This is a genomic window from Pseudomonas sp. B10(2017), assembly GCF_002113295.1.
Classification (GTDB): domain Bacteria; phylum Pseudomonadota; class Gammaproteobacteria; order Pseudomonadales; family Pseudomonadaceae; genus Aquipseudomonas; species Aquipseudomonas pudica.
Genome location: NZ_NEJU01000002.1, coordinates 346,470 through 370,123, shown reverse-complemented (window position 1 = coordinate 370,123; position 23,654 = coordinate 346,470). Strand labels below are relative to the sequence as shown.

Annotated in this window: 16 protein-coding genes; 9 read left to right on the top strand and 7 right to left on the bottom strand. The window is 64.1% G+C overall.

Annotated features, from left to right (window positions below):
- Window positions 1-3: 3 nt before the first annotated feature.
- The 4 genes from CAF92_RS04340 to glgA are packed head-to-tail and all read right to left on the bottom strand — an operon-like array spanning window position 4 to window position 8,157.
- Window positions 4-2,778, bottom strand: a complete 2,775-nt coding sequence (locus CAF92_RS04340; protein WP_085599420.1) for a malto-oligosyltrehalose synthase — start codon at window positions 2,776-2,778, stop codon at window positions 4-6.
- Window positions 2,775-4,844 (bottom strand): 4-alpha-glucanotransferase, encoded by a 2,070-nt coding sequence (gene malQ / locus CAF92_RS04335; protein WP_085599418.1) that lies wholly within the window; start codon window positions 4,842-4,844, stop codon window positions 2,775-2,777. The genes CAF92_RS04340 and malQ overlap by 4 nt, the downstream gene beginning before the upstream one ends.
- Window positions 4,841-6,583 carry a malto-oligosyltrehalose trehalohydrolase gene (gene treZ, locus CAF92_RS04330; RefSeq protein ID WP_085599416.1) on the bottom strand — a complete coding sequence of 581 codons (1,743 nt, stop codon included), beginning with the start codon at window positions 6,581-6,583 and terminating at the stop codon, window positions 4,841-4,843. Before treZ ends, malQ begins: the two co-directional genes overlap by 4 nt.
- Window positions 6,584-6,597: 14 nt before the next feature.
- Window positions 6,598-8,157 carry a glycogen synthase GlgA gene (glgA, locus tag CAF92_RS04325; protein ID WP_046615641.1) on the bottom strand — a complete coding sequence of 520 codons (1,560 nt, stop codon included), beginning with the start codon at window positions 8,155-8,157 and terminating at the stop codon, window positions 6,598-6,600.
- An 896-nt stretch (window positions 8,158-9,053) separates the two neighbouring features.
- On the opposite strand from glgA, the gene CAF92_RS04315 reads away from it, so the two are divergent.
- Genes CAF92_RS04315 through CAF92_RS04295 form a run of 5 tightly spaced genes read left to right on the top strand, consistent with a single transcriptional unit; the run spans window position 9,054 to window position 15,025 of the window.
- The gene (locus CAF92_RS04315) at window positions 9,054-11,369 is read left to right on the top strand and encodes a type VI secretion system Vgr family protein (protein ID WP_085599412.1); all 2,316 of its coding nucleotides are present in this window, start codon (window positions 9,054-9,056) and stop codon (window positions 11,367-11,369) included.
- On the top strand, window positions 11,366-12,769 hold the full coding sequence (locus CAF92_RS04310) for a hypothetical protein (protein WP_178081762.1): 1,404 nt from the start codon (window positions 11,366-11,368) through the stop codon (window positions 12,767-12,769). The genes CAF92_RS04315 and CAF92_RS04310 overlap by 4 nt, the downstream gene beginning before the upstream one ends.
- A 9-nt stretch (window positions 12,770-12,778) precedes the next feature.
- Complete coding sequence (locus CAF92_RS04305; RefSeq protein WP_085599410.1) at window positions 12,779-13,735, top strand: PoNi-like cognate immunity protein; 957 nt, start codon at window positions 12,779-12,781, stop codon at window positions 13,733-13,735.
- Between the two features lie 15 nt (window positions 13,736-13,750).
- Entirely contained in the window at window positions 13,751-14,713 is a 963-nt protein-coding gene (locus tag CAF92_RS04300; protein WP_085599408.1) for a PoNi-like cognate immunity protein, read from the top strand.
- A gap of 54 nt (window positions 14,714-14,767) precedes the next feature.
- Entirely contained in the window at window positions 14,768-15,025 is a 258-nt protein-coding gene (locus CAF92_RS04295) for a PAAR domain-containing protein (protein ID WP_046615644.1), read from the top strand.
- 42 nt (window positions 15,026-15,067) lie between these two features.
- On the opposite strand, the gene CAF92_RS27420 is transcribed toward CAF92_RS04295, so the two are convergent.
- Window positions 15,068-15,235 carry a DUF6026 family protein gene (locus CAF92_RS27420; RefSeq protein ID WP_013973320.1) on the bottom strand — a complete coding sequence of 56 codons (168 nt, stop codon included), beginning with the start codon at window positions 15,233-15,235 and terminating at the stop codon, window positions 15,068-15,070.
- 152 nt (window positions 15,236-15,387) lie between these two features.
- Here CAF92_RS27420 and gnd point away from each other — a divergent pair, with 152 nt between their 5' ends.
- The 4 genes from gnd to CAF92_RS04275 all read left to right on the top strand — a co-directional run bounded on the left by gnd (window position 15,388) and on the right by CAF92_RS04275 (window position 20,669).
- On the top strand, window positions 15,388-16,422 hold the full coding sequence (gene gnd / locus CAF92_RS04290) for a phosphogluconate dehydrogenase (NAD(+)-dependent, decarboxylating) (protein WP_256573610.1): 1,035 nt from the start codon (window positions 15,388-15,390) through the stop codon (window positions 16,420-16,422).
- Window positions 16,419-17,924, top strand: coding sequence for a glucose-6-phosphate dehydrogenase (zwf, locus tag CAF92_RS04285; protein WP_085599404.1), 1,506 nt, complete (start codon window positions 16,419-16,421; stop codon window positions 17,922-17,924). Before gnd ends, zwf begins: the two co-directional genes overlap by 4 nt.
- Window positions 17,925-18,068: 144 nt before the next feature.
- Window positions 18,069-19,865: a glycoside hydrolase family 15 protein gene (locus tag CAF92_RS04280; protein WP_085599402.1), complete on the top strand. Its 1,797-nt coding sequence runs from the start codon at window positions 18,069-18,071 to the stop codon at window positions 19,863-19,865.
- 183 nt (window positions 19,866-20,048) lie between these two features.
- Window positions 20,049-20,669, top strand: coding sequence for a TetR/AcrR family transcriptional regulator (locus tag CAF92_RS04275; RefSeq protein WP_015270992.1), 621 nt, complete (start codon window positions 20,049-20,051; stop codon window positions 20,667-20,669).
- A 147-nt stretch (window positions 20,670-20,816) separates the two neighbouring features.
- Here CAF92_RS04275 and preA read toward each other — a convergent pair whose 3' ends face one another.
- Both preA and CAF92_RS04260 read right to left on the bottom strand, forming a co-directional pair.
- Entirely contained in the window at window positions 20,817-22,091 is a 1,275-nt protein-coding gene (preA, locus tag CAF92_RS04265) for an NAD-dependent dihydropyrimidine dehydrogenase subunit PreA (protein ID WP_085599400.1), read from the bottom strand.
- Window positions 22,092-23,459, bottom strand: a complete 1,368-nt coding sequence (locus CAF92_RS04260; RefSeq protein ID WP_085599398.1) for an NAD(P)-dependent oxidoreductase — start codon at window positions 23,457-23,459, stop codon at window positions 22,092-22,094.
- Window positions 23,460-23,654 lie beyond the last annotated feature (195 nt).

The window sequence follows — 23,654 nt, the reverse complement described above, 5'->3', positions numbered from 1 at the left end:
TGCTCAAGATTGTTGTATCAGCAGGTTGACCGGAAACTCCGCCAGCACGGCGCTCAACATCAGCTCCCTGGAAGAGCTGACCGCAGCACTGGGGAAAAGTCCCGTCGAATTGGCAGGCGACAAGGCAAACGGCAGGCTCACCCGGGTATCGTCCCAGTTCTGTGCCGGGATCAGGGGTATCGGTGCGCCTGCCAGCAGGGTACTGGCCAGGCGTGGCGCGATGATGACGGCCCGTTCGCCTTCGCCAAGGCGAGCGAACGCGACCACCTTGTCGGCATGCCGGCCGTGCACGGTCAGTGGCAGGTAGGCGCCACGGCGGAACAACTCGGCATGGGCCTGGCGGCAGTCCAGCACCCGGGCGATCAGCGCCTGCTTGAGGCGGCCATCGCGCCAGTGTTCCAGCAGCTCGGCTACCGGCGTTGCATCGTCCAGGGTGCGACGCCGGCAGGCGTAGTCCACGGCGCGGCGGTTATCCGGGTCGACCAGGCTGAAGTCCCAGTATTCGTTGCCCTGGTACAGGTCCGGTACGCCCGGCGTGGTCATGCGCAGCAGGGCCTGGACCAAGCCGTTGAGGGCGCCGGGGCAGGCCAGCAGGTGCGCGGCGTCGGCCAGCGACTTGCGCAGCTGCTGGTTCTCGCCGTCCAGCAACAGCCCATCGATGTAGCGGGCGCAGGCGTTTTCGTATGCTTCGTTCGGCGCGCTCCAGCTGCTGCGCAGCTTGGCCTCGCGCAAGGCCTTCTGCTGCCACTGGCGGATGCGTTCGGCGTAGTGGCCAAGGGCGTTGTCATCGTGCAGGTCGAGGTCCAGCGGCCAGCTGCCCAGCAAGGTCTGCAACAGCATCAGCTCGTCGCCGGGGCTGGGTGCCGGGCCGTCATCCAGTTGCGTGCGCAACGGGGTGGCCAGTTCGCGCCAGTGTTCAATGCGGCTGGCCAGCCACGGGCCGCGCTCGCTGAGCACGGCCAGGCGTGCACGGGTGTCTTCGCCGCGCTTGTGGTCATGGGTGGCGCTGGCCAGCAGGTTGTCGGGGAAATCGCGCAGGCGCCGCTGGGCCTCGTTGTGGAAGTGCTCGAGCGGGGCGCTGAAACGCTCGGCGTCGAAGCCCACATCGTTGCGCGACAGCAGCCGCGCGCTGCGGTAGAACGCAGTATCTTCCACGGCCTTGGCGGCACTGGGCGCGGTCAGTTGCTGGAAGCGCACGCAGGCGTGGCGCAGCTGCTTGCGCGCCCGGCCTGCTGGCAGGCTGCGCCAGGCTTGCCCGCCCAGCCATTGTTGCAGGTGCTCCAGCAGCGGCCAGTCGGCTTCGCCCAGATCCTGCCGGGCATTGGCCAGGGCCTGCTGGAAAAACCCTTCGTCCTCTGCCGGGCGCCCGCAGGCATTGAAGTAGGTGCGGTACACCGGATAATGCGCCACCAGTGCCTGCAAGGCGCGGCGGATAGCACCCAGGGTCAGGTCGCGGGTCATCAGGTCGTTGCGCGCCACCTGCAACAGCGCCTGGGCCACCGACTCGCAGTCGCCGGCCAGGCTGGCATTGAGCACCAGGTGGCGGGCCTGACGCACTTCTTCGGGGAAGTCGGGGCGTTCGCTCACACTGGCCCACAGCTCGGTCAGCGCGGCTTCGCCCGCCGGGTCGTGCTGCAGCAGCGAGACCTGGTTCATAAATTCATAGCCGGTAGTGCCGTCGGTAAGCCAGTCGCGGTGCAGGTGCTCGTTGGCGCCGAGGATCTTCTCCACGTAGATCGGGAAGTGCTCCAGGGCAGCGTTCAACGGCCGCCGTGCCAGCAGGCCATCGACCCGCCGTCGCAGCTTGCGACAGTAACCGCGCGGGTCGGCCAGGCCGTCGATATGGTCGATACGCAAGCCGTCCACCAGGCCGCGCTCGATCAGCTCGAACAGCTTGGCGTGGGTGGCCTCGAACACCGCCGCGCGTTCCACCCGCAGGCCGCCCAGCTCGTTGATGTCGAAGAAGCGGCGCCAGTTGATGTCGTCGGCGGCGGTGCGCCAGCTGGCCAGCCGGTAGGTTTGGCGCTCCAGCAGCAGGTGCAGGCGCTTGAAGCCATTCTCGCTACGGCTGTCGAACGCCATCAGGGCCGATTCGAGGTCGGCGCCTTCGCCTGCCAGGCGCACCAGTTCGGCTTGCAGAGGCAGGGCGTCGGCGAGCGGCGTGGCCGATGCGTTCAACGCGGTGAAGCGTTCGGCCAGGGCCTTGAGTGCCGGCTCCGGGCTGAGGGCGAGAATCCAGCCATAGTCGACCGGGCAGATCGGGAAGCGGTGTTGGTAGTGGGCAACCTGCAGTAGCCCATGGTGCTTGTCGAACTCGAGCGGTATCTCGCCGTTTTTCAGCGCCATGCCATAGTCGCTGGCGAGGAACGGCAGCAGCAACTGGCCGGCCAGCAACGGGTCGCTGGAGTGCCACTGGATGTCGAAGAATTCTGCATACGGGCTGCGCCGGCCCCAGGCCAGCAGGCTCTGCCACCAAGGGTTGTCGGCACCGCCCACGGCCATGTGGTTGGACACCGTGTCGAGGATCAGCCCCATGCCGTGCTGACGCAGGGCGGCGACCAGCCGTTGCAGCGCCGCTTCGCCGCCCAGTTCGGGGTTGACGCAGGTCGGGTCGACCACGTCGTAGCCGTGGCGCGAGCCGGCGCGGGCCTTGAGGATGGGCGAGGCATACAGGTGGCTGATGCCCAACTGGGCGAAGTACGGCACCAGCGGCACAGCGTGATCGAGGGTGAAGTCACTGTGAAACTGCAGGCGCACGGTCGCGGTCAGCGCTTTCATTGGTCACGCTCCCAGGCCTGTTCGCGAGCCTGGGCCAGGAGCTCCAGGCGCCGCGCGGCGTCTTCGTCGTCGAGCAGTTCACGTACCGGCCGGGCGAAGCGCCGTCGCCAGTTGGGGTGGCCGGCGGTGGTACCGGGCAGGTTGGGTTGCTCGTCGCAGCCCAGCAGGTCTTCCAGCGGCACCAGCACCAGCGGTGCGCGGGTGTGGCCAACGTAGCGGATGGCGGCGTCGATCAGCGCGTCGTTGTCCGGCAGCGTGCCGTAGTTGGCTTCCAGGGTACGGCGCAGGCCATCGTGTTCTTTCTGCCGGTCGTGGCGCCAGTGCAGTTCGGTGGCGGCATCGATCAGTTGCAGGCGGTGGCTCCAGTCGATGTCGCGGTTTTCCAGCCAGCCGGCCAACGGCGCCAGGTCGTGGGTGCCGGTGGTGGCCAGGGCGTTGTCCGGCCAGTCGAGAATCGGCTTGAAATGGCCGGGCTGGGTCTGCTCGAAGGGCAGCACGCGCATGCCCAGCACGGCCTTGGCCGCCAGTTGCTCGCGCAGGCCTTCCGGCACGGTGCCCAGGTCTTCGCCGAGGATGATTGCCTGGTGGCGCACCGACTCCAGCGCCAGCAGGCGCAGCAGGTCGTCCAGCGGGTAGTTGAGGTAGGCGCCTTCGCTGGGCTTGGCCCCTTGCGGGATCAGCCACAGCCGGCGCAGGCCCATGACATGGTCGATGCGCAGGCCGCCGGCGTGGGCGAGGTTGGCCCGCAGCATTTCGATGAAGGCGCGGTAGCCGTTGCGCTTGAGGCCCTCGGGCGAGAAGGCGCAGATGCCCCAGTCCTGGCCGGCACGGTTGAGGATGTCGGGCGGCGCGCCTACATTCAGCCCTGCCAGCAGCTCGTCCTGGCGGCTCCAGGCCTGGCTGCCGGCACCGTCGGCGCCCACCGCCAGGTCAGCGATCAGGCCGACCGCCATGCCGTTGCCGCGTGCCGCTTCCTGGGCGCGTTGCAGGCCCCGTTCGGTCAGCCATTGGCAGAAGGCATGGAACTCGACCTTGGCCGGGTAGGCGTTGGCGAAGGCCTCCACTTCCGGGTGGTATGGGTCGTGCCAGGCCTTGGGCCAATGGCGCCAGTCGGCGCCCAGGCCATGCTCCACGGCCTGGGCCTGCAGCACCTCGAAGCGGCAATGGTGCTCCAGCGCCTGGCCACCGGCTTCGCGGAAGCTGTCGAAATCCTTGCGCAGCGGGTGGTCGCCCTGGCTGAAACCCTGGTACAGGGCTTCGAGCAGGCGTTGGCGGGCGCTGGCGGCACGCGGCCAGTCGACCAGCGGGCTTTGCTCCAGGTCTTCCAGTTGTTGCTCCAGGCCGCAGGCTTCGATGGCCACGCGCACCTCCCGCTCGCCCAGCAGCGCGGCCGGGCTGGCGTACAGGGTATTGAGCAGCAGGCGGCTGGAGGGCGAGTAGGGGCTGTAGTGCGTCTGGTCGATGGCCGACAGCGCGTGGATCGGGCTGATGGCCAAGGCATCGGCACCGCGCTCGGCGGCCGCGCGGGCCAGTTGTTCCAGGGCCAGGCAGTCGCCATAGCCGCCATCGCCGGGGCGGCGCAGGCTGTACAGCTGCACCGCCAGGCCCCAGCAGCGCGGGGGCGGCTGCTGCACCCGGTCTTCGAGGCTGTAGCAGCGTGGCGGGGCCACGGCCACGGTGAAGCGGCGGCTGTCGATTTCCACCTGGTGGTAGCCGATGGGCAGTGCACCGGGCAGACGGGCCTGGTCGTCGAGGCTGAGGGTGAGGGGGCTGTGGTCTTCCAGGGTGCAGTGCGCGACGCTGGCGGCGCTGAAGTAGCGCGCCAGTGCCAATGGCTGGCCGAGGTCGACGGTCAGCAACGGCGGCAGGTGCTCACTGTCTTCGGCAGCGTCCACGGCGCGCAGGCTGGCGGCAATGGCGGCGTCATCGTTGGCTGGGTGGCCAAGGCCTTCTAGGATGTTGCGCAGTACCTCGTCGCTGACACGCTGAGGCCGGGCATTGGCGTCGATCCAGTCGCGGCTCAGCCCGACGCGGGTCGCCAGGCGGTGCAGGGCGGTTTCGCTCATGGGCGCTCCTGGGCAGGGGGAAGCAGGCTGACCACGCAGCTGTATGCGGCCAGGTGGGTATCGGGGTGCCGGGTGTCGCTGCTGTCGAACAGGCGGTTGGCCGGCGCGGGCAACTCGACCCCCTGCGGGGTGGCGGCCAGGTTCAGGTCGATGCGCAGGGTAGTGCCATTGCCCAGGCACCAGCGTGCGGTCAGGGCCTTGTCGCCGTGTACTTCGGCGCCCAGCGCGCGGCTGCCGGGCAGGTGCGGGATCACATGGCGGCGGCGCAGTTCGAGCAGGTGCTGGTACAGGCCGTGCCAGCCGGCGATCACATCCTTGCCTTGCGGGCGGGAGGCCTCGAAGGTCTGTTCGGCGTTGGGGTCGGGAATGCGTTGGCGTTGTTCGGGGTCGGCAAAGGCGGCGAAATGGGCGAACTCCCCGCGCCGGCCTTCGCGCACGGCGTCGGCCAGTTGATCATGGAAGTCGGTGAAGAACAGGAACGGTCGGCAGCTACCGTCCTCGTCGCCCATGAACAGCAGCGGTATCATCGGTGCCAGCAGCAACAACCCGGTGGCCGCCCGCAGCGCCTGCGGTGGGCACAAGCGGGTCAGGCGTTCGCCCAGGGCACGGTTACCGACCTGGTCATGGTTCTGCAGGAACAGCACGAAGGCGCTGGGCGGCAGGTGCGCGCTGGGCTCGCCGCGGGGCGTGCCATGGCGGTTGGCCTGGCCCTGGAACACGAAACCTTCGGCAAGGCAGCGAGCCAGCTGGTCGATGGGGCGCTGCTGGTAGTCGGCGTAGTAGCCTTCCGTTTCGCCGGTCAGCAGCACATGCAGGGCATTGTGGCCGTCGTCGTTCCACTGGGCATCGAAGCCTTGTTCCAGCAGGAAGGCCTGGTTGTGTTCGTTCTCCAGTACCAGCCATACGTGGCGGCCCGGTTCCACGGCAGCGCGTACCCTTTGCGCCAGCTCGATCAGGAAGTCGGGCTGGTCGATGGCGTGCACGGCATCCAGGCGCAGGCCGTCAAAGCGGTAGTCGCACAGCCACATCAGGGCGTTCTGGATGAAGTATTCGCGCACCTGTGGGCGCCGGAAGTCGATAGCTGCGCCCCAGGGGGTCTGCCGGTCCTCGCGGAAGAACGGGCTGGCATACTGGTGCAGGTAATTGCCGTCGGGGCCGAAGTGGTTGTACACCACATCGACCAGCACCATCAGCCCATTGCCATGTGCCTGGTCGACCAGCGCACACAACTGCTCGGGGCTGCCGTAGGTGTTTTGCGGTGCATAGGGCAGCACGCCGTCGTAACCCCAGTTGCGCTCGCCGGGGAACTGCCCCAGCGGCATCAGCTCGATGGCGCTGATACCCAGCTCGGCCAGGCGCGGCAGTTGCCGGGCGACCCCGGTGTAACCGTCAAGCAGGCCCACATGCAGCTCCTGTATGACCGCTTCGTGCCAGGGCCGGCCTTGCCACGGATGTTGCCAGGCATAGCTGGCCACATCCACCACCTGGCTCGGCCCCTGCACGCCGTCGGGCTGGTAGCGTGAAGCCGGGTCGGCCACCTGCAGTTCACCGTCGATACGGTAGTGGTAACGGTCACCGGCCTGGCACGAGGCCACGCCGGTGTACCAGCCTTCATCGTCGGGCAACAGCTCGACGGCCGGCTGCTGCTCAAGTTCCACGCTCACGCTGCGCGCATCCGGCGCCCAGAGGGCGAAGCGCGCCGACGTGGCGTCCAGCAGGTGTGCGCCATGTCTGTGCATCTCCAAATCCCCGTTCAGTAGTGGCTGTGCTGCGCCTGCTTGACCAGGTCTTCGTACAGGCGGGCGTAGGGTTCCACGGCCTGGCACCAGTTGAACGGTTGGGTCATCGACAGGCAGCGCATGGCGTTCAGCAGGTCCTTCTTGCCGTATACATAGAAGGCGCGGCTGAGTGCCTGGCGATAGCTCTCGACGGTGGACTCGTTGAACAGGAAGCCGGTGACGCCGCACTCGATGGTATCAGCCAGGCCGCCAGTGTTGCGCGCCACCGGCAGCGAGCCGAAACGCTGCGCGTACATCTGGCTGAGGCCGCATGGCTCGTAGCGTGACGGCATCAGCAGGAAGTCGCTGCCGGCGAACATGCGCCGCGCATCGGTTTCGTTGAAACCGATGCGTACGCCGATACGGCCCGGGTGGCGTAGCGCCAGTTCGCGCATGGCCTGCTCTTCTTCCGGCTCGCCACGGCCGATGATCGCGATCTGCCCGCCTTGCTCGACGATGTAGTCGGCCACACCCAGGGTCAGGTCCAGGCCTTTCTGGTAGACCAGGCGCGAAACCACGGCGAACAGCGGGCCTTCGGAGGGCTGCAGTTTGAACAGCTCGCGCACTTCCTGGGCATTGCGCGCCTTGCCTTCCCAGTCGTTGATGCTGAAGTTGTGCTGCAGGTGCTTGTCGGTGGCAGAGTCCCAGCTTTCGTCGATGCCGTTGGGAATGCCGCCGAGCAGGCCTTGCTGGGCTTTGCTGGCGAGGAACCCGTCCAGGCCGCAGCCGAATTCCGGGGTGGTGATTTCCCGGGCATAGGTGGCACTGACCGTGGTGATGTGGCTGGCGTAGGCCAGGCCGGCCTTGAGGAACGACAGCTTGCCGTAGAATTCCATGCCTTCTTGTTGCATGGCATGTTCGGGGATCGCCAGCTCCGGGCTGCAACCGCGGCTGTACACGCCCTGGTAGGCCAGGTTGTGGATGGTGAACAATGTTGGCGTGCTCAGCCCGCGCCAGTGCATGTAGGCCGGTGCCAGGCCGGCAGGCCAATCGTGGGCGTGCACTACTTCGGGCTTCCAGTGGATCTTGCCTTCGCCGGCGGCGATTTCGGCGGCGGCAAGGCCCAGGCGGGCGAAACGGATGTGGTTGTCGGGCCAGTCGCGGCCGTTGTTGGCACCATAGGGAGTGCCGTCGCGCTGGTACAGCTCGGGGCAGATCAGTACATAGATAACCAGGCCGTCGGCCATGTCCATGCGCCCGATCTTGCACGGCGGCAGGGCGGCGTGGCCGCCCAGCTCACCGACAATGTGGATGGGGTTGTCGCTTTCCATCACCTGGCGGTAGCCGGGGATCAGCACTCGCACATCGTGCAGGTGGGCCAGTGCCCGGGGGAGGGCAGCGGACACGTCACCCAGGCCACCGGTTTTCACCAGGTCGGCGATTTCCGAGGTCACGAACAAAATCTTGCGCTTGTTGCGGTTGTGCTGGCGCTGGGCGCCGGGTGCCTTGCCTGTCGTGGCGAAGTCCGGGGTGAGCGGTTCGCGGTTGTCCGGGTTGAATGAATCTACGTGAGGCTCGACAGCGGCACTGATCATACTTCTCTCCATCCCTATGCTTGGCCGGGTGCTGGCACCCGTGGCAATGTTTCGTGTTGGTTCTCTCTGTTTCTGGATTCTGCGTAGTGCGTTCCATGCCCCAAGGTCGTGCGCGCAGGCACGGCGCGATCGGCATTCCCGCCGAAGGCGATTGGGCTGGTGGGGTGTGTGGGCCGAGGCTGGGAAGTCCCTTTGCGTTTGGCCTACTTAGTTCCTGACCTGCCCGCGTTCCGTAAAGTTCGACTTTTTTTCGTCACTCTTCCGTTGAGCAAATGGCGGGCCGAAAACCGAGTGTAGGAGAGAAAGAGATAAAAATGTGACCCGCTGGTCACCATTGTCGTGCCGCGGAGTAGACGCAAACGTTGGCGGTTGTGACCGGATGTGAATGCAGGGGAGGGAGCGGTTGATGAAGGGCAGACCGGCTGCCCCATTACTGATAGTCGTGCACCTTTTTGGTGCGCTGGAGGGGGTCAGGGTCATCGCCTTCCAACAAAATGGTGCATTTCGGAATCTCAATGTTTTCAGGAAGGTGAAAGGGGCTGTTTCGCGATCTTTTCAGTAACTGTCCTTATTCTTTTCCTAATTTGAATTTTTGGTGTTTCTGAGAGCGGACTCGCACGCGCAAAAGTTTGTAAGTTGATGCTTTAGGAAATTTCCTACGAAGTCGTCGATGCATGAAACCCATCGTTCCTGTCATGGCGGGGCGGTACGGTTTAAGTTGCTCTTCAGTCACTGCCTCATCCTCACTGTCGTCATCGGTCAAGTCCGCCGACGCCACGGATCTAGCCGGCTTGGACGTTGGCGACGGGCAATTTTCATTCGACATGCTCATCTTGAAGAAAGCCAGGATGTGGTTGTTTTTTCGCCGGTAAACATGATGGCGGGTAGAGCAACTCATGAAACAGTCGGACTTTCGTTTCGGATTTCAGGCGCTCGCCGGGCGCACGGAGTTCGAAGTGGTTTCATTCAAGCTGGAAGAAGCTATCAGCCAGCCATTTGTGCTGAGCCTTGAACTTGTCAGCTACGACAGTGATGTCGACTTCGGCCAGGTGCTCGACAAGCCTGCGCTATTCACCCTTTATTGCGCAGGCCGGCCACTGCGTCATGTGCATGGCTTGGTCAGTGCCTTCAGCCAAGGTGAAACCGGCTTCTGTCGCACGCGCTACCACGCTGTGGTCGAGCCGCAACTGGCCCGTGCCCGCTTGCGTTCGAACTGGCGAATCTTCCAGCAGAAAACCGTACCTCAGATTCTTGAACTGATGTTCAAGCGTCAGGGCATTGCCCGGTTTGAGCTCAATAGCAGCGCCGATCACCAGGTGCGTGAGTTTTGTGTCCAGGCGGGGGAAACCGACCTCGACTTCATCCATCGCCTCGCCGCTGAAGAGGGCTTCGTCTACCGCTTTGCACACTGCGCCAGGCACCACACGCTGATCGTTACCGATCGCCTGCTATCGCTTGGGTTGCTCAGCCGGGGCTCGCTAAAGCCCGTAGATGATGAGGCGCTTTGGCTGGATGAAGATGATCTCGGCCCCGACAAGGTGCTGTACCACGCCAGCAGCGGTGGCGACCAGGCCCGTACCTGCCTGCGGCGTTTGCGCTACTGCGAGCAGGTGCGTACCGCGCAGCAGGTGCAGCGCGACTACACCTTCACCAACCCGGCCTATCGCCAGGAGCACAAGGCTCAGGCCAGCGGAATCACGCACCAGTCGCTGGACTACGAATTTTTTGATTACCCGGGGCGCTACAAGCGCGATGCGGTCGGCAAGCCCTTCACTGAAACGCGGCTGACGGCGCTGCGTCATGACGCCCTCCTGGCCGAAGTACAGGGCGATGACGTGCGCCTGCAGCCAGGCCTGAGCTTCACACTCGTCGGCCACCCGCGTGAAGACCTCAATGTGCACTGGCGCGTAATCAGCCTGTACCACGAAGGTACGCAGATCACCAGCCTGCAGGAAGAAGCCGTCGGCGCCGAACAAGGTACCCGCTATGTGAACGATGCGCTGCTGGTGCAAGGCATGGCCGAATGGCGCCCGGCACCCTTGGCCAAGCCGCGTATCGATGGCCCGCACATGGCCACCGTGGTCGGCCCGCCGGGCGAAGAGATTTTTTGCGACCAGTGGGGGCGGGTCAAGGTCAGCTTCCCCTGGGACCGTGAAAGCAGCAACAACGAATTCAGTTCCTGCTGGGTGCGGGTGTCGCAAGGCTGGGCCGGTGGCAGTTGGGGTTCGATGGCCATTCCGCGTATTGGCCAGGATGTGATTGTCCAGTACGTCAATGGCGACCCGGACCAGCCGATGATCACCGGGCGCACCTACTGCGGTGACCAGTTGCCGCCTTACGACCTGCCCGAACACAAGACCCGCATGACCATCAAGAGCCAGACCCATAAAGGCGATGGCTTCAACGAGTTGCGCTTCGAGGACGAACTGGGGCGGCAGGAAGTATTCATTCATGCCGAGCGCGACCAGAACAACGTCGTGAAACACAACGAAACCACGCTCATCGGCAATGATCGTAGCGAGCGCGTCGAGCATGACGAAGTGGTGCACATAGGTGGCAACCGCAGTGTCAAGGTCGGCGCCAGCAAGAGCGAAACGGTCGCCCTTGGCAAAGTCGAAAGCATAGGCCTGGGCAAGTCGTTGGCCGTTGGCGGGGCGTTGAGCGTGATGGTTGGCCTCGAGGCCAGCGAGCAGGTCGCGCAGGACAAGCGTGTGCAGGTCGGCGGGCAACTGCGGGTCGATGCCAATGACGATGTGTCGATCACCAGCCATCACGGCCATGTGCACATCGACAGCCGAACGTCGCTGACCCTGAGTTGCGGCGGGGCGTTCATCAAGCTGGTTGATGGCCGCATCGAAATCGGTTGCCCCGAGCCACTGCTGTTGCATGCCATCGCCCAGGTAAAGGCGCCTGCACGTTACGGCGAGCCGCCTGCACCGTCGCAGGAGGAAATCGAGTTTCGCCTGGTGCATGCCGACGGTACGCCGATTGCGGGCACGGCCTACGTAGCGACGTTGTCCGATGGCACCCAGCGCCAGGGTATGGTCGACCAGAACGGCTATGCCCGCCTGGCTGGCGTTACCCCCGGTTGTAGCGCCCAGGTGCGCTACGAGGTTGGCCAAGGTTCGCTGCAGCTGACGACCGCAACCGAGCCGGATGCTGCCCTGCAGGCATTGCTTGCCGGCTGTACCTCGGCAGGTGGCCAGCCATGAACTCTGCTGCTGACTGGCTGGATGAAGCGGTGGAAAGGGTGGCAGGTGGCTTTGGCTGGCTGCGTGACCTGGTGCTGGGCGAGTTTGCCGAGGAACGGCCACTGAGCGTGGTCATTGCCGACATGCTGCTGTCGTTGGTGCCTGGGGTGGTGATCGTGCTCAGTGCCCGTGACCTGGCCGCAGTGTGCCTGCGCCTGGGCAAGCGCTACACGGCGGATGGCAGCCAGGCAACGGCGCAGCCGCCACAGTGGCAGGAGTGGGTGCTGCTGGTCGCCTGCCTGATTACCTTGATCGCGCCGATCATCGGTGCCGTGGTGGGGGCGGTGGGTACGCCCGTGGGCTCGGTGGCAGGTGCATTGGTCGGCCAGGAAGCGGCAGCGTTTCTGCGAGGTTTGTGCCTGCTACTTATCCGTGAAAGCCAGATCATCTTGCGGACCGTGGTTGCGTTTCTTGGCAAGTTCACCCGCGGCAGCGTGGAGTTCTGGCTTCGCCAGGTCAGGTTCACGAGCTATGAAAAGGATTTGCTGGCCTATCTGAACCAGTTCTTGACCAAGGTCATGGCTGCAACGGCAAAGCTTCGCAGCTACCTGGGCAACTGGCCCTTCAACCAGGCGGCCTCGCACCTGTTGGTGCGGCTGCAGGCCATGGAAGCGCAGTTCTACGCGGTGCAGGTGCATGCAGTGCGGGAAATCCCACAGGCGCTGATGCAACTCGACGCCAGGTTGGCCAAGGTGCTGGAACAGGCCAGCGATCTGCCCGCGCAGGTTGCGCAGGCCGGGGTGCATGCGCCTAAGCCGGTGCCCATGGCGATGAGTGGTGGGCGGGTGACTTCTGGCATTGGCATGCGTCCGCGTTACCTCGAGCGCCCCGAGGGTGCGCTCGGCCCGCCAGTGCCCACCTCTGCGGCTGCCGCCACGCATGGCGCCAATGTGCACGTGTTCGATCATTCGACGGCGACCCGGGCGCAGAAGGGCATTTATGGGGAGGTGGTCAGTGATCAGTACATGCTCGGCAAAGGCCATGAGAACCTGCTGTCGGCCGCTCGTGGGCCTCGCAGCCTGGAAATGAAACCCACCGGGCGCGGGCTGGATGGCGTCTATCGTAATGCCCATCCACCGCCGCCGTTCATCATTACCGAGACCAAGTATCGAACGGGGGGCGCGTTTTCGCCGGGTAGTTTGCCGGTTACAAAGGGGAGTAAGGGGTTTCCGAGCGCCAGGCAGATGAGTGATGCGTGGATTCGTCCAAGGCTTTCCGAAAGTTTGGGGAAAGAACAGGCAATGAATATTCGCTCGGCTGGATATGAGCGTTGGTTGATAACCGTAGATGAGAAGGGTGCTGTAACCCAGGTAGTCAAGCTTGATGGGCATGCTAAATCTATAGGTGATGTAATTCAGTAGGATCTGAAAATGAAGAAATTTGATGAGATCAAGCGTGAGCCTTTGCTGCAAGAGACAGCCTATCTGGACTCTGTTGATTTTTGGAAGAAATACTATGTGCAGCTAAAGGCTGAAGAGTGTCTAGCGTTGGAACGCCCAGATTACGTAAATATTGAAGGGTTGAGTTGGGATTGGTGCTTTGAATCTCTGGAGTTACTAGTAGCACTTTATTCGGGGGGAGAGCCCGTTGAAGCGCTTGAGTTTTACGTGGATCACATGTTTTCCCAGTTTCAACGTCACAAGCAAGCTTATCCGGCTTTCAGCTTGAAGCTGTGGGAGCCGGATGCGTATCAGTACACACTCTGGCTTCTATCGTTTGCAGTGCTGTTCAACAAGCCCGGGCGCATCAGGCAAATCGCAGGTTTTTTGAGTGAAGACCCAGATGACGGTGAGGACATCCTGTTGCGGCAACTGTTTTCCCGTGTGGGGGTGACGATCCCCGGGAGTACGTTGATTCATGAGCGCCCCTATCATGAATTGCTCAATGCCGTAACTACCGAGAAGGATGAGCAGCAACAGGCAGTGCGTAGTTACCTGAAGCAGTGGTATCGCGGCATGCGCAACTGTTATTGGCATGACCGGCACAAGGCACGAAGCGATGCGGGTTTCTTTGGCTATTGGGCATTTGAGGCAGGATTGGTCACTGTGTTGTGGGGCGTCGACGATACGCCCTATAGAGACCTTCCTTTCTACCCGAAGGATTTGGTAGACGATGCTCGCAAGCGTCAAGTTATCAAAAGCTTCCCTGAACAACTGCAAAGCGCGCCATATTCGGATGCGCTTGCCAGGTCGGGCGAAATCTGCCCGCGCACGGGTGTGTGGGTATGTGATGAATGGGCGGTGGGGCCTCAGACATTCATGCAAGGCGTAGAGATGCCGAGCGAAAATGGGCGCTCTCTGGTTTGGCGCTTGGTGAAAGGCTTATAGCGTGCGGGAGGGCCGATGGGCCAGTTCGACAGCATCAAGCGCGACCCGTGGATGGTCGAGCAGCATTACCTGGCTTCGACCCGTGAAAAAGAGCAGGAATTCGCCGACCCTGACGCCCAGGCATTGCTGAGCGGGCCAGCCGAGCACAGGCACCACTACCGTGGCCTTAGCCGTGACTGGGCCCACATGGCACTGGAGCTGGCAGTGCAGCGGTATTCCGGTGGCGAGCCGATGGAACTGGTAGAGGCCTATGCAGACTATGCGTTCGCCCAGTTCGCCCGGCATTTTTCGGCGTACCCGGCAACCAGCGAGCAGTTGCGCCCCTGGGTGTCGGATGAATACCGGCTTGCCTTGTGGCTGTTGTCGCTGGCGGTGCTGTGCGGTTACCCCGAGCGTATCGACCAGGTACTGGGCTGGCTGAACCAGGACGACGAGCGCAGCCCCGACCTGCTGCTGCATCGCCTGTTCCAGCGGCTGGGCAAGGCCTACCCTGGCACCTCATTGCTTCACCCCGAACCTTATGGCGCCTTGCTGGAGAGCCTCGACCTGAAAGGGCCCGCGCAGCATGACGCGCTCATGCACTATCTCGGGCAGTGGTACGCCAATGCGCACGTTTGCTACTGGCACGAGCGCCACACCCGGGCACGGAGTGACCACTTGGGTTACTGGGCCTTCGAGGCCGCACTGGTGGCGTTTTTATGGTCTGTGCAGGGTGATGGCCTGAAAAGCGCTCCTCACTTTTACCCGCAGGCGCTCATCGAAAGGGCGCATTACCGACGCCTGGGCAAGCAGTTCCGCGACCCGGAAACCGCCAGGCGCGAGGATGCCCCAGGCTGGCCTTCCGGCACGCCTTGCCCATGGCCCGGGTACTACGTCTGCGTCGAGCGCATGGTGGGCGAGCAGGTGTTCATGCACCAGGTACCTTTCCCTGAGATCGATGGCCAGGTCGTGCACTGGCGGCTGTCGAGAACGTTCTGATTGGCGCTGCCGGCATGCGTGCCTGGCGCCTCACATGATTCGGGAGTGGCAACAATGCCCGCCATCGTTCTGCTGGGTCACCCTCACCACTGCCCATTGTGCGGCCCGACCAGCATCAGCAGCGGCTCCAGTCTGTTCTTCGTCAACGGCAGGGCAGCCGCCAGGGTTGGCGACAGGCTCGGGTGTGGGGCGGTGATTACCAGCGGCTCGGCACTGATGATGGATGATGGGCAGCCGCTTGCCAGGGTCGGCGATGCCACCAGTCATGGCGGTACCCTGGAAAATGGCGATAATAGCTGGCTGCTCGATTGAGCGATGTGGGAGCAGTTCAGCTCCCACAGGGACGGGGCAACTTCAGAGGCTGACGGCCTTGCCGTCTGTGCGTGCTTGCGCCAGCAGCAGGTTCAATTGGGCGACCTGCTGGCGCAGCTGGTCACGTTCGTCCTTCAGTTTACGCAGCTCATCACGGCGCACGGAGACATAGAGGGTCTGGGTTGGGGTTGCAGGCATCAAGGTACCCATGAGCACACCTCGCGGTTTTGGCTGGTGACAAGTTAAAGCGTAGACGCTTCAGGCGGGCGCATTTTGAATTCTTTCGCAGGTCTTGGGAACTTTTTTGTTTATCGTTGTCTCGCCGTTCGTCGCTGAACCCTCGATCGGTTCGCTGGACTAATCTGAAAAGCTGGATTGTGTTGTCATTTATTTCGAAAGGGGAGCATCGGCTCATGCAACTGGGAATCATCGGGCTGGGCCGCATGGGCGGCAATATCGCAAGGCGCCTGATGCGCGCCGGCCACCGTACGGTGGTGCATGACCGTAACCGCGAGGCCATCGACGGCCTGGAAGGCGAGGGCGCCCAAGGCGCGCACGACCTCGGTGCGCTGGTACAGAAGCTGAAAGCACCGCGTGCGGTGTGGGTCATGCTGCCCGCCGGCGAGCCCACCGAGCAGACCATTGCTCAACTGGCCGAGCTGCTGGAGCCGGGCGATGCGATCATCGACGGCGGCAACACCTTCTACAAGGATGATGTGCGCCGCGCCGCCGAGCTGGCCAAGCGCCGGCTGCATTACCTGGACGTCGGCACTTCGGGCGGCGTGTGGGGCCTGGACCGTGGCTACTGCATGATGATCGGTGGCGAAAAGGACGTGTTCGAGCGCCTGGAACCACTGTTCAAGGCGCTGGCCCCGGGCGTGGGTGACATCCCGCGTACCCATGGCCGCAGCGGCGAGCACCAGCGTGCCGAACACGGCTACATCCACGCCGGCCCACCCGGTGCCGGGCACTACGTGAAAATGGTGCACAACGGCATCGAGTACGGCCTCATGCAGGCCTATGCCGAAGGTTTCGATCTGCTGCGCAGCAAGGGCGGCAACGAACTGCCGGAAGACCAGCGTTTCGACCTGAACGTGGCCGAAATCGCCGAAGTGTGGCGGCGTGGCAGCGTGGTCACCTCGTGGCTGCTCGACCTCACCGCCGATGCGCTGGTGGCCGACCCGCAGCTGTCGCAGTTCAGTGGCTCGGTATCCGACAGTGGTGAAGGCCGCTGGACCATCGACGCCGCCGTCGAGCAGGCGGTGCCGGTGCCGGTGCTGTCCAGCGCGCTGTTCGCCCGCTTCCGCTCGCGCCAGCAGCAAGGCACCTATGGTGACAAGATTCTCTCGGCCATGCGCCTGGGCTTCGGTGGCCACGTCGAGAAAAAAGCCGAATGACCAAACAGAGCATTCCGGCCGCTCCGCCATGCACTCTGTTCCTGTTCGGCGCCAATGGCGACCTGGTCAAGCGCCTGCTGATGCCGGCGCTTTACAACCTCAGCCGTGACGGCCTGCTGGACCGCAACCTGCGTATCGTTGGTGTCGACCACAACCCGGCCACTGCCGAGGAATTCGCCGGGCGCCTGCATGCGTTCATGGTCGAGCGTGACAAAGTTGGCGAGGGCACGGCCAAGTGCCTGGATGAGAAGCTGTGGGCACGCCTGGCCAAGCGCCTGGATTACCAGACCGGCGATTTCCTCGACCCGGCCACGTACCAGGCCCTCGCCAAGCGCATCGACACAACCCGCCACGGCAACGCCATCTTCTACCTGGCGACCTCGCCGCGCTTCTTCCCCGAAGTGGCGCAGCGCCTGGGGCAGGCCGGGCTGCTCGACGAATCGGCCGGCGGTTTTCGCCGCGTCGTGGTGGAAAAGCCCTTCGGCACCGACCTGGCCAGCGCCGAGGCGCTCAACGCCTGCCTGTTGAAGGTGATGGGCGAGCGGCAGATCTACCGCATCGACCATTACCTGGGCAAAGAGACGGTGCAGAACATCCTGGTCAGCCGGTTCTCCAACGGCTTGTTCGAGTCGTTCTGGAACAACCACTACATCGACCATGTGCAAATCACCGCTGCGGAAACCGTAGGTGTCGAGACCCGTGGTGCGTTCTACGACAGCACCGGCGCGTTGCGCGACATGGTGCCCAATCATCTGTTCCAGTTGCTGGCGATGGTAGCCATGGAGCCCCCGGCGGCGTTTGCCGCCGATGCCGTGCGCAGCGAAAAGGCCAAGGTGATCGGCGCCATCCGTCCGTGGTCGACGAAGATGGCCTTGAAAAACTCCGTGCGCGGCCAGTACAGCGCCGGCAAGCAGGGGCGCAAGCAGTTGCTTGGCTACCGCCACGAGGCCAACGTCGCGGCGGACAGCCAGACCGAGACCTATGTGGCGCTGAAGGTGATGATCGACAACTGGCGCTGGGCTGGCGTGCCGTTCTACCTGCGAACTGGCAAGCGCATGAGCGTGCGTGATACCGAAATTGCCATCTGCTTCAAGCCCGCGCCTTATGCGCAGTTCCGCGAATCGGAGCTGGAGCGGCCCAAGCCCAATTACCTGAAAATCCAGATCCAGCCCAACGAGGGCATGTGGTTCGACCTGCAGGCCAAGCGCCCCGGGCCGGAGCTGGTAATGGAGAATGTCGAGCTGGGCTTTGCCTACAAGGACTTCTTCAATATGACCCCGGCGACCGGCTACGAGACGCTGATCTACGACTGCCTGACCGGTGACCAGACTTTGTTTCAGCGGGCTGACAACATCGAGAACGGCTGGCGCGCGGTGCAGCCATTCCTGGATGCCTGGGCCCAGGGCGGCGAGGTGCACGAATACCCGGCCGGTGAAGACGGGCCCGAGGCCGGCAATGAATTGCTGACCCGGGACAAGCGGGAGTGGCATCGGTTGGGGTGAGTTGTTTGTAAAGCCTGTGCTGGCCCTTTCGCGGGTGAACCCGCTCCCACAGGGATATCGAAGGTTTCAAGGCCTGTGATGTACCTGTGGGAGCGGGTTCACCCGCGAAAAGGCCAGCACAGGCAACCATACTAAGGAGCCTCAATGCCGGCCCACATCGAAGACTATGCCCTGCTGGGCAATTGCCGCAGCGCCGCCCTGGTCAGCCGCGATGGCTCGCTCGACTGGCTGTGCCTGCCACGCTTCGACGCCCCCGCGGTATTCGCCGCACTGCTGGGCAACGAGGAAAACGGCCGCTGGCGCCTGGCCCCCAGCGACCCGGTCGAACACAGCAACCGCCAATACCTGGACGACACCCTGGTACTGGAAACCATCTGGGTCACCGCCACCGGCCGCGCCCGCGTGCTGGACTTCATGCCGCTGGGCGAGGTCAACGCGCTGGTGCGCATCGTCGAAGGCCTAGCCGGCGAAACCAACTTCGAAATGGACTTGGTAATGCGCTTCGACTACGGCCGCAGCGTGCCCTGGGTAGAACGGCTCGACCCGCTGACCCTCAGCGCTGTCGCCGGCCCCGACCGACTGATTCTGTGCAGCACCGTTCCCCCGCATGCCCGCGACCAGCACACCGTCGCCCGCTTTCGCGTCGGTGCGGACGAACGCCAGGTGTTCAGCCTGCGTCACCAGCCATCGCACCTGCCGGTGCAGCCCGGCTGTGATAGCGACGAAGCGCTGGCGCAGACCATCGATCAATGGCAGGCCTTCGCCGCCCGCTGCCCACAGGTGGGCCCATACTCCGCCTTGGTGCGCCGCTCGCTGCTGACCCTCAAGGCCATGACCTATGCGCCCACCGGCGGCATCGTTGCCGCCGTCACCACCTCGCTGCCCGAGCGCATCGGTCACGAGCGCAACTGGGACTACCGCTTCTGTTGGCTGCGCGACGCGACCATGACCCTGCTGGCCTTCATGAACCTCGGCTACTTCGATGAAGCCCAGGCTTGGCGCGAGTGGTTGTTGCGCTCGGTGGCCGGCAACCCGGAGCAGATGCAGATCATGTACGGCCTGGCCGGCGAACGCGACCTGCAGGAATACACCTTGCCGTGGCTGGCCGGCTACGAGCACTCGCAACCGGTGCGGGTGGGCAATGCAGCGTCAGCGCAGATGCAGCTGGACATCTACGGCGAACTCGCCGATGCCATGACCCAGGCAATCAAGGGCGGCTTGCCCCGCCACCCGCGCAGCGCCGCCATTGCCCGCTCGATCCTGCCTTACGTCGAGCGCATCTGGCGCCAGGCGGACGAGGGCATCTGGGAAGTGCGCGGCGGCCGGCAGCAGTTCGTGCACTCCAAGGTCATGGCCTGGGTGGCGTTCGACCGTGCCGCGGGGCTGGCCGACACCACCGAGGAAGGCCGCGAGCGCGGGCGGCATTACCGCCAGGTGGCTGACGAGATTCGTCGTGAAGTGTGCGCGCAGGGCCTGGACCCCAGCGGCCGCTTTTTCGTCCAGGCCTATGGCTCGACCGAGATGGACGCCAGCTTGTTGCAGATCGCCCTGACCGGCTTTCTGCCGGCGGATGACCCGCGCTTTTTGCGCACGCTCGAACAGGTCGAACAACGCCTGCTGAAAAACGGCCTGCTGCTGCGCTATGACAGCGATCGCTGCAGCGATGGCCTGACGTCCGGGGAGGGCACCTTCCTGGTGTGTTCGTTCTGGCTGGCCGACGTGTATGTATTGCTGGGCCGCCAGGCAGAAGCGCAGGCACTGTACGAACGCTTGACCGGCCTGTGCAACGACCTTGGCCTGCTGGCTGAACAGTACGACCCGGCGGGCCAGCGCATGCTTGGCAACTTCCCCCAGGCGTTCAGCCATATCGGCATCATCAACACCGCACTGAACCTGCACCGCGCACAGTGCCCGGTGCGTGATCGGGCGAGCTGTAGCTAAGTCAGGTGGCGGTCTCCTACAGGGATTGCGCTGGCTTGGAGTAAGCGGAGTAGACTAGGGCAAACCCCTTTGGCACGGAGCACACATGGGCATTCGCGGTACTGACCGGCAGATCGACAACATCGAGTTCAATTTCATCTACCCAGACGGTCATGAGCTGGCGGTGTGGACGGCCCAAGCCTGATGGCCAACCACAAGATCGAAATCCGCCGACGCAATATCGAGAAGATTCTGCAGGCAGCGGAAAAGGTGTTCGCCGAGAAGGGCTATGGCGCCACCTCGATGGGTGATATCGCCGAGCAGGCCGAGTTGCCGCGTTCCAACCTTCATTACTACTTCAGCACCAAGGACGACCTGTTCCGTGCTGTGCTGCAGGACCTGCTGGACGTGTGGAAGCAGGACGCGCTGTGCTTCGAGAACTTCGACGACCCGCGCGTGGTGCTCACCAGTTACATCCGGGCAAAGATGGGCCACTCGCGCTCGCGGCCGCTGGGCTCGAAGATCTGGGCCGAAGAGATGCTGCATGGGGCGCCGGTGCTGGGGGTGAACCTGGATGAAAGCCTGGTGCCCTGGGCCAAGCTGAAGGAAGCCAAGATCCGCCGCTGGGTGGAGGAGGGGCGCATCCTGCCGGTGGAGCCGTCGGCGCTTTTGTACATGATCTGGGCCTCGACCCAGCACTATGCCGACTTTGGTTACCAGGTGACGTTGCTCAATGGCGGGGAGGCGTTGTCGGACATGGCCTTTGAAAATGCCGTGCAGACGGTGACCAGCGTGATCTTGCGGGGGATCGGGCTGGAGCCTTGAGGTCTGTGTACGCTGAGCGATTGGGGCCGCTTTGCGGCCCTTCGCGGGCACGCCCGCTCCCACAGGTGTTTCGCTGCCCTCCCAAACGGCGCGATCCCTGTAGGAGCGGGCGTGCCCGCGAAGGGCTGCAAGGCAGCCCCAATTGCCTCAACTGGCCTCGCGGTAGGGGTTACGCGGGTCCTGCGTCCAGTTCAGGTAAGGCTTGCCGGTATCCTGAGCCACCATTTCGATGCAGCTCTCCACCGGGCAGGTGATCTGGCACAGGTTGCAGCCCACGCATTCTTCCTCGATCACACTGTAGGCATGCGTGCCATCTGCCTTCAGCGTACTGGAAATCGCCTGGTGGGAAGTATCCTCACAGGCAATGTGGCAGCGCCCGCAGCCAATGCATGCTTGTTGGTCGATTTGCGCCACCGACTTGTAGTTCATGTCCAGGTACTTCCAGTCGGTGGTATGCCCTACCGCCTGGCCGCGGAACGCCTCGATGTTGTGGTGCCCATGCTGGTCCATCCAGCGCGCCAGGCCGTCCTTCATGTCCTCGACGATGCGGAAGCCGTGCAGCATCGCTGCCGTGCACACCTGCACGGCGCCGCTGCCCAGGGCCATGAACTCGGCTGCGTCACGCCAGCTACCGATGCCGCCAATACCGCAGATCGGCAAACCGTGCGTCTGCGGGTCGCGGGCGATTTCCGCCACCATGTTCAGGGCAATCGGCTTCACCGCCGAACCGCAGTAACCGCCATGGGTGCTCTGGTCACCGACGATGGGGTGGGCGACCATGCGGTCGAGGTCGACGCTGGTGATCGAGTTGATGGTATTGATCAACGACACCGCATCGGCCCCGCCACGGTGGGCGGCGCGGGCCGACTGGCGGATGTCGGTGATGTTCGGCGTGAGTTTGACGATCACCGGCAGCGAGCAGTACGTCTTGCACCAGCGGGTGACCATTTCGACGTACTCCGGCACCTGGCCGACCGCCGCACCCATGCCGCGCTCCGGCATGCCGTGCGGGCAGCCGAAGTTCAGTTCGATGCCATCGGCCCCGGTGGCTTCCACCAGCGGCAGGATGAACTTCCACGAGTCTTCCACGCACGGCACCATCAGCGACACGATCAGTGCGCGGTCGGGCCAGTCCTTCTTCACCTGGGTGATTTCGCGCAGGTTGATGTCCAGCGAGCGGTCGGTGATCAGCTCGATGTTGTTGATGCCCTGCACCTGGCGGTTGGGGCCGTAATGCGCCGAGTAGCGCGACGACACGTTGACTGCCGCCGGGTCTTCGCCCAGTGTTTTCCACACTACGCCACCCCAGCCGGCCTCGAAGGCGCGGACCACGTTGTAGGCCTTGTCGGTTGGCGGTGCGGAGGCCAGCCAGAAGGGGTTGGGTGCCTTGATGCCGGCAAATTCGATGGACAGGTCGGCCATTTACGCAGCCTCCACGTTGAGCATGAGTTGGGCATGGATGGCTTCGGCGGCCAGCTTGCCGTGTTGCACGGCCTGGACGGTAAGGTCCTGGCCCAGGGCGGTGCAGTCGCCGCCGGCGTATACGCCCGGCAGGCTGGTTTGCATTCTTTCGTCGACGCGGATGCGCTCGCCGTCGCGCGCCAGCTGTGCGGCCACCGGGTCACCGAGGCTGGTGTCGTCGAAGCGTTGGCCGATGGCCTTGAAGATCGCATCGGCGGCCAGTTCGAAGGTGTCGCCGGTGTCGCGCAGGTGGCCGTCTGCCAGTTCGGTGCGGGCGAAGCGCATGCCGCGCACCTTGCCGCTGTCGTCCAGCAGTACGGCATCGGGGCGGGCCCAGGTGTGCAGGCGTACCTGGTTGGCCTTGGCGATCTCCTGCTCGTGGCCGGTCGCACCCATGTCGGCATGGCCGCGGCGGTACACCAGGTTGACGTCGCGAGCACCCAGGCGGCTCATCTGCACGGCCATGTCGATGGCGGTGTTGCCGGCGCCGATCACCAGGCAGCGGTCGGCCAGGGGCAACTGGCTCAGGTCGTCGGCCTGGCGTAGTTCGCGGATGTATGCGGTGGCGGCGAGCAGGCCGGGGGCCTCTTCATCCGGCAGACCGAGCTGGCGCACAGCATTCAGGCCGAGGCCGAGGAACACTGCGTCGTACTGGTCGCGCAGTTCGCCCAGGCCGAGGTTGCTGCCCAGGCGCTGGCCATGGCGAATTTCAATGCCACCGATACCAAGCAGGAATTCCACTTCACGCTGGGCGTAGTCGTCCACCAGCTTGTAGCGGGCGATGCCGTACTCGTTGAGGCCCCCGGCCTTGTCGCTGGCCTCGAACACGACCACATCATGCCCGTGCATGGCCAGGCGGTGGGCGCACGACAGCCCGGCGGGGCCGGCACCAACTACGGCGATGCGCTTGCCAGTGGCCGGCGAGCGCTGGAACGGGTGCTCGGTGAAGTGGGCGTTGTCCAGGGCATAGCGCTGCAGCTGGCCGATCAGCACCGGTGCGCATTCCTGCGCGTTGTTGCGTACGCAGGCTTGCTGGCAAAGGATTTCGGTGGGGCAGACGCGGGCGCAACTGCCGCCGAGGATGTTGGCCGAGAGAATGCGCTCGGCGGCGCCTTGCAGGTTTTCGTCGCTGATGCGGTGGATGAACGACGGGATGTCGATCTCGCTGGGGCAGGCGTTGACGCAGGGAGCGTCATAGCAATACAGGCAGCGTGCGCTTTCGACGGCGGCCTGGCGAGCGGTGAGGGGTGGGGCCAGGTCGCTGAAGCGCTCGGCCAGCTGGTCGGCGCCGGCCCGGGGGCGCGGCAAGTGGTTCAGGGCGTCGATCACGGTTGTAGCCTCTCTTTTTATATGGGGCTTGGAATGGGGGCGCGGTGCGCCCCAATCGCCGGCAAGCCAGCTCCCACAGGTACAGTGTTGTCCCTGAGAGCAGTGCCATCCCTGTAAGAGCTGGTGCCATCAGGAGAGCCACGTCCTGGAGAGCAGCACTATTCCTGTGGGAGCTGGCTTGCCGGCGATGGGCTG